This window comes from Acidisoma sp. 7E03 (assembly GCF_054665075.1).
Map to the genome: position 1 here is coordinate 83,756 of NZ_BAAFHE010000015.1, position 6,000 is coordinate 89,755.

Below are 6,000 nucleotides of genomic sequence, written 5' to 3' on the forward strand. Positions count from 1 at the left end.
GTTCGCCACTCACCCAAAGGGGTTGATCAGGACGGTGCAGCACCGCGTTACTCTCAGCCGCCGCGTCTCTACCGGCGGCTGAAATGCAAGCGCCTGACCCTGCAAGTAAAACGCAGCACAATTCAACATCTTGTTGTTGCCATCTCGATCTTTCGCAAGATATAGTAGGCTCCTATCGAAAGGAGGACCTTCGGATGATGACCGATGATGTCTCTCGCGCGAGCAACGTCGTGCGCTTCCCGGTCGAAGAAGTGGGTCGGCCGACGCTGGAGCTGATGCGGGCACTGGCGCCGGATCTGCGGACCGTTGACATGGTCGCCGACACTTATGGTCTCGAACTGCCCGAGCCCGACTTCCGGGATCGGGTCGATGCGGAGGCGGCCGAGCATGTCCTCAACCATGTCGATGACGATCCTGGTGCGCATCGTCAGCAGCAGCTGAACGCCATGCTGGAGCCGCTCGTGCGCGTGGCGGTCGACGCGGCGCGCGCCTCCCGGCGGGCCTGGGCTGCGGTCACAGAAGGCCGACGCAAGCTTGCGCGGGCGCGGAGAGAGGGTGGCTTCTGGCTCGACGCGCTCGAGCACGAGCTTGATGCGCAAGAGCGGCAGGCGGCGGAAGCGACGGTGACGGCGCATCTGCGGGCCGAGGAAGCCGAAGGTGTTGCGCGCGCGGTCAGCCTGGCGCGAAGCGGCCAGGCCTGGACCCCGCGCAGCCTTGCGGCCGATATGGACGCGCTGCTGGCGCATGAGGCGGGTGCACGCGCCGCCGTCTAGAAGGCGCGCCATTCGCAACCCGGTGTGCAAAGACCTCCCTTTGTCGATGACAATGCGGAGGTCTTTCCATTCTCAGGGCAGCACTCAAGCGCGAGGTTGACGGCGCACGGTTTCTCGACCCCTCCGACGATCGCAAGCTGCGCGCGGCCTTCGGTTGCTTTGGTGGCACGTCAGCCGCGCGCGCTGACGCCATTCCGATCGTGCGGCGGCTGCAGAGCAGGGATCGTGGTTTCTGGATCCTGTGCGACTGTCGGCCGGCGGCGGAGCGACCGCCGGCGCTGGTGCCGGTGGATGAGCGATATCTACGCCGGCATGTCACGGACAACTGGCCGCAGCATGCGGTGAGCTGCGAGTTCTATCGGGAGTCATCTGAGCAGGCGGAGATCTCGGCGAGCTACCGACCCTTGCCGAAGCCCCGGGTCCGGCTGGTCCGATCCTTCGAGGTCTCGACGGAAGCCCCCTTGGAGCGACGCGAGACCGCTGCGCCTGCCAGCCGCCGGCCGCAGCTCGCACGGCTGCTGGTGCGGCTGCTGACCGAGGGGGGCCTGCAGCGCGTCGACGCGGGTGGCTTTGCGCCGCAGCCGATTCCGGATCAGCTGAAGGCTATCTGGGCGGTTGCGCGGACGATCTCGATCGACCGGGGCATCCGGATGGCGGATGCCTTCTGCACAGGCCTCGCGAAGCTCACGGTGCTGATGGATCAGATCGCGACGACACCGCCGGAGCGGTATCGCTCCACGCGGCCGCATGGCCTGGTGCTTCTTCGGGTAGCGGAGGTCTTGCCTGGAAGGCTGCGCGCTTTGAACGGTGAGGAATTGCCGGTTGTGGGGCGGCTCGCCGTCTTCGGAGAGCGTCCCGAGGACGAGCCCGGCCCAGCCGAGGACACCCGGGCGCCCTACCTCGCGCTTGGCATCGTGGCGCGGCCGACGCCCATCGACCCGGTGCAGATCGTTGCCGCCTATGTGCATCCCAGTGCCTCGACGCAGCGCATGATGCTGGTGGACAGCGATTACGAGCGGCAGACGCTCGACATCCTGCTGCAGTTCCAGCGGCAGATGGCGCGCCGCCATCACGCCGCGGTCATCATCGAGAAGCCGGTAGAGAGTATCGGACCTGCGATCGATGATGCCGGTACGCCGCTCCCCCCTCTCATTCCGGACTTCCTGGTCACGGCGCGCTATCGCGACGGCGGCGAGAAGCGCGCCCTCGTGGAGACCATGGGCTACGCCGATGAGGGCTACCGCACGCGGAAGCTGCGTCTGCATCCCGAGATGCAGCGCGCGGCCGGCGCCATGGCGGTACTCGAGCATGACTTTCATCTGCCGGGACACTGGCCGCAGGAGTGGCGCGACAACCGGCTGCGGCGCGCACTGTGGCAGGCGCTGGGACCCGTGGATGACGCACGCGGCGATGAGAGGTGATCCCGCCCTGCGAATGAGAAATTCAGCGCCGTAGAAAAACCTGGCGCCGTGCGCAACCGGGTCCGGTAGCTCGGTCCGAACGCCCTGATTGAGGACATCATGACCGGTCGCGAGAAAGGACATTTCTGGCTCAGCACGCAGAAGGAGCAAGCGCTGATCGATGCGCTCGCGGCCGAGCTCGGGCCGAGCTGGGATCCGCGGCTGTCGGGGAGCCTGCATGGCTATTTTGCCCCGGCGCGTGGTGCCGCCGGGCGCTCCGTTCTGTCGTCCTGCACCGGGTCGCCGCTTGGTGACGACGCCCGCGCCCTCTGCCTGGACACCGTCGCGTGGATCACCGGTGGCCCGGACCGCGCGGCTATACGCAAGCGGGCGGCGCGTGTCAGGGACACCGTCGTCGAAAGCTTGCTGCAGCTGGTCGGAGCACCGGCCGGGACCGAGGTGGTCCTGGCCGCATCGCCAGCGGACTCATTCCGCCTGATGGGGATGCTGTATGCGATCGAGGCAGAAGGCCAGCCGCTGCGCGTGCTGGTTCCGACGGTCGCGGAGATCGCGAGCGCGGTCCCGATGGGGCTGGAAGCCCGCCACGTCTTGTCGGGGCCGCGCTTCGGCGAGGAAGCCCCCGACGGGCCGATCGAGGTGATCCAGATTCCGATGCGTCGCCATGGCGGCGAGGTGATCGACGATGGCGAGCTCGCGTTGAAGTTTCGGGACCACGCCGCGAGGGTCGATCGTCGCGCCCTGGTGTATTCGTCGCTCGGGGACGCGACTGGTTTGATCGGACCCCGCGCCTCCGGCGCCCTCGGCATCGACGCATCGCAGATGCGTCTGCGGCCGGACCGGATCGGCGCGCATCTCGCCTTGGGCCTTCCGGTGGTAATCGCGGGCTCGACCTTCCTCGGAGGGCCGGCGGAATCCGGCGCCCTGCTCGTGCCATCGGACCGCTTCAAGGCCGCCGCCCTTCGCGAGGCCCGGCGGCGCTGGCGGGAGGATGCGAAGGCAGACTGGGAGGTGGGTGAAGGCCCGAACCGAGGACTGCGCCATGTGCTGCGCTGGCTTCCGGCGGTCGAGAACTTGCGGAGACTGGCCGCGCTTGGCACCCGCGCCGACACGCTAATCGCATATGTGACGATGGAGCTGACGACCTTCCTCGGACGCTTTGCGGACTTCCACGTCTTCCCCGGCCGCGACGTGCATCAGGTCGCCACCTGTGGCCGTGAAGCGGGTATGGTCACTTTCGCCGTGCGCGACCTCAAGAGGCCGAACCGTTGGCTGCCCATGCCGGAGCTCGTCACCCTCTATCACCGGATCGCTGATGCGGGTGCGCTGATCGGTCATCCCGTCGGGGTGGGGAGCCGCGGCGGCCTGCGCCTTGCGATCAGCGCAGAGGATGTGCTGCGCGGTGATATCGCGGAAAGCCTCGATCGCCTGGAGACCGTCTTCCACGGCATCGGATATCGGACCACACCGATGCGTCGGCAAAAGATGCCTTCACCAAAGCCATACCCGCGCGGCGCGTCCGATCTCGGCCCACCGAACTGAACCGGAAGACCCCCGGTTACGCAGCGCGCGTGACAAGCGTCGGATAGGTACCGTCGTCCGCCCGGAGGCCCTCCTCCTCGTGCAGCACGAGGCTGCGAACGAGGATCCGCCGGCGGCGGTTCGATCGCAGGGACCGGATGAGCGCCATGTCGGACCGTCCGGAGATACAGAGATCGAGCCATCGGCCGTCCTCGGGCGATCGGCGGGACGCGGCCATGATGCCGTTGAGGAAGCCCTCGACGATCCAAGGTTCGCGGCAGATCGGCCGGCCGCGGTAGCGGTCGCGCCACCAGGTGTCGTCCTGGAGGTAGAAGATGGCCCCGATCGGGATCGTGCCAATCCGCAGCGGGTTGTCCCCGCCGCAGCAGCGCTGCGCGCCATATTGCCGGATCATCGTGCCCTCCGGATCGCTGCGAGTGCGGCCTGCTGGATGGCGGTTGGAGTGTGGCCGAGCATGGATGCGCGATCCCGGCGCAATTGCTCTGCCACATCCGCGGGGAGACCGGCGTAGGGGGCCATGTGCCGCGCGAGGTCTTCGACGGTGATGACCTCGCGGGGAGCCGCGCCGACCCAGAGGAGGATCGGATCATCGTCATCCTCTTCAGGGTCTTCGGCACGCTCCACCTGCGCGAAGAACGACTGCAGGGGGTTGTCCCATCCGACGACGATCGACAGGCTGGGATCGCGGGCGGGAATGACATGGCGACTCATGGTGTCTTCCTCCTGTCACGCGGCCATCATCAGCAGAAGTTCCTCGACGCCATAGACGCCGGGCTCACCGCAGGCTTCGCACTCATAGTCGCGCGCATCGGGCTCGACGCCATCGGCCTCTTCGCCGCAATGGGTGCAGAAGCCCGGATCATCGAGAGAGGAGCGCCGACGCAGGTGCGCGTCCATGATCCGGGAGAGGGTGATGCTTGCATGAAGCTGCATGATCTTGACCTCGGTGAGGGTGTGAAGATGAGGGAGGCACCTATGGCGGCGCCCCGTCTTTCGGCGCGAAAGCGGCCCAAAGACGCGCCTGCGCGGCCTTGCAGGCTTGGGCCTGCTGGGAGAACTGGTCGGCGATACGGCGCCAATCGGAAGGCGCACGCATGTCGCGGGCAGCGGGGTCCGCTGTATGGCGACAGATCCGAGCTGCACGCTGGAGTTCGTCGACCGCCCGCTCCAGGGCAAAGTAGGCTGGCGAAGACGCGTCCCGTAGGGTCGCGGTCACTTCCTCGACGGAGAGTGCTTTGGACATCATCCGGCTCCTTGATTCGAGAGAGGCGTGCCGCGCGGGATGCGAGATCGCGCGCGGCATCTCCGGGCGGCTGTCAGGGCGTCAGAAGGGGATCTCGTCGTCGAGATCACCCGAGGGGCCCGCTGGCGGCGCATCGCTCTTGCTGTCGCCGCTGCTGCCGTTGCCGTTACGGCGGCTGTCGAGGAAGGTCAGGACGCCGTTGTAGGGGGAGAGCACGATCTCGGTGCTGTAGCGGTCGTTGCCCTCCTGGTCCTGCCACTTGCGGGTGGAAAGCTTGCCCTCGACGAGAACCTTCGCACCCTTCTGCAGGTAGCGTTCAGCGACTTCTGCCAGGCCGACGTTGAATATCACCACGCGGTGCCACTCGGTCCGCTCGCGGGTCTCGCCGCTGCGCTGATCCTTCCAACGCTCGGAGGTCGCGATGCTCATGGTGACGATCTTCTGACCAGACTGCGTATTCCGCACCTCCGGGTCGGCACCGAGGTTCCCGATCAGACTCACACGGTTCAGATAACCACTCATCGTTCTCATTCCTTCTTCATCCCGGAGAGGCTGCCCGGCACCGTGCCTGGGCTTCGTCCTCTCGGATGCGGTCTGAGAAAACCAGGGCTGGGCCCGCCCGCCCCCGAGTGGCGCGGCTTGGTGCGGGAAGGAGCGCAGCGACTGACACGGCAGCGCCACGAGCCGAAGGCGCAGCGCACTTGCGCTGCGGGGATGCGGAGGCGGGAACGGACCTGGTTTAGACCGCGTTCATCGGAGAAGAACGAAGCCCGCCGCGGTGCCGGCACTTTCGACACACCTTCCCCCTTCTTCCTTTGATTTTCAAAGGTTCCATCCTTTCTGGTGTTCTGACGCGGTAGCGGGGCCTCAGGCGCAGCCTTTTCCACCTGGGAGGAAAGACTATGTCGGGGGGATTGCGGACGGTTTGGCTGCCGTCAAGAGTGAGCTGATTGCTGGCATTCCGATCCGTGCGTTCCGGGCAAAACTAGTCGCGTGTTTGCGCGTGCTTACTTGAGTGCCTTAC

At 66.6% G+C, this 6,000-nt stretch carries 8 protein-coding genes; 3 read left to right on the forward strand and 5 right to left on the reverse strand.

What is annotated here, in order from left to right:
• Positions 1-194 precede the first annotated feature (194 nt).
• The 3 genes from ACYQ6W_RS19890 (at position 195) to ACYQ6W_RS19900 (ending at position 3,733) form a co-directional block, all read left to right on the forward strand.
• Positions 195-773: a hypothetical protein gene (locus ACYQ6W_RS19890; protein ID WP_459677767.1), complete on the forward strand. Its 579-nt coding sequence runs from the start codon at positions 195-197 to the stop codon at positions 771-773.
• A 461-nt stretch (positions 774-1,234) separates the two neighbouring features.
• The gene (locus ACYQ6W_RS19895) at positions 1,235-2,194 is read left to right on the forward strand and encodes a hypothetical protein (protein ID WP_459677768.1); all 960 of its coding nucleotides are present in this window, start codon (positions 1,235-1,237) and stop codon (positions 2,192-2,194) included.
• Between the two features lie 99 nt (positions 2,195-2,293).
• A complete protein-coding gene (locus ACYQ6W_RS19900; protein ID WP_459677770.1) occupies positions 2,294-3,733 on the forward strand; it encodes a hypothetical protein in 1,440 nt (479 codons plus the stop codon).
• A 16-nt stretch (positions 3,734-3,749) separates the two neighbouring features.
• Here the strand turns inward: ACYQ6W_RS19900 and ACYQ6W_RS19905 are convergent, their stop codons facing one another.
• The 5 genes from ACYQ6W_RS19905 to ssb all read right to left on the reverse strand — a co-directional run bounded on the left by ACYQ6W_RS19905 (position 3,750) and on the right by ssb (position 5,498).
• Complete coding sequence (locus tag ACYQ6W_RS19905) at positions 3,750-4,127, reverse strand: hypothetical protein (protein WP_459677771.1); 378 nt, start codon at positions 4,125-4,127, stop codon at positions 3,750-3,752.
• Positions 4,124-4,444 (reverse strand): hypothetical protein, encoded by a 321-nt coding sequence (locus tag ACYQ6W_RS19910; protein WP_459677772.1) that lies wholly within the window; start codon positions 4,442-4,444, stop codon positions 4,124-4,126. The genes ACYQ6W_RS19905 and ACYQ6W_RS19910 overlap by 4 nt, the downstream gene beginning before the upstream one ends.
• Positions 4,445-4,459: 15 nt before the next feature.
• A complete protein-coding gene (locus tag ACYQ6W_RS19915; protein ID WP_459677773.1) occupies positions 4,460-4,666 on the reverse strand; it encodes a hypothetical protein in 207 nt (68 codons plus the stop codon).
• A gap of 40 nt (positions 4,667-4,706) precedes the next feature.
• Entirely contained in the window at positions 4,707-4,976 is a 270-nt protein-coding gene (locus tag ACYQ6W_RS19920) for a hypothetical protein (protein WP_459677775.1), read from the reverse strand.
• Between the two features lie 81 nt (positions 4,977-5,057).
• Positions 5,058-5,498, reverse strand: a complete 441-nt coding sequence (gene ssb, locus ACYQ6W_RS19925) for a single-stranded DNA-binding protein (RefSeq protein WP_459677776.1) — start codon at positions 5,496-5,498, stop codon at positions 5,058-5,060.
• Positions 5,499-6,000 lie beyond the last annotated feature (502 nt).